The following is a 462-nucleotide window of genomic DNA, read 5'->3' on the forward strand; positions in this document are numbered from 1 at the left end:
TTCTTCCCCTGTCACACTCATTAAACCGCTAATCGCTTGAACTGTTACATCAAATGCGCCTTTTTGCGAATAGGGACCCGTTTGGCCATATCCTGATATCGAGCAATACACTAGTTTTGGATTGACTTCTCTTAGCGACTTATAATCAAGCCCGAATTTTCTTAGTACGCCCGGACGATAGTTTTCAATGAAGACATCGGCTTTCCCACACAATTTTTTTAATATCTCAACTTGCTCTTTATCTTTTAGATCTATCGTGATGCTTCTTTTGTTTCGATTTAATGAAGCAAAATTGCCGCTGTATTTTTCACCTTCATCATTTGTTAAAAGGGGCGGCCAACTTCTCATCCCGTCTCCGCCATCAGGCCGTTCCACTTTTACTACGTCAGCGCCAAGGTCGGCAAGGAGCATTCCGCAAAAAGGGCCAGCTGCAATTTGGCCCAGCTCAATCACTTTAATTCC

General features: G+C 43.3%; 1 protein-coding gene. It reads right to left on the reverse strand.

Annotation, left to right across the window (positions count from 1 at the left end):
- Positions 1-462: CaiB/BaiF CoA transferase family protein (locus DCC39_RS18955; protein WP_133243524.1), on the reverse strand; the 462-nt coding region annotated here is incomplete at both ends.

Source organism: Pueribacillus theae, from assembly GCF_003097615.1.
Classification (GTDB): domain Bacteria; phylum Bacillota; class Bacilli; order Bacillales; family UBA6769; genus Pueribacillus; species Pueribacillus theae.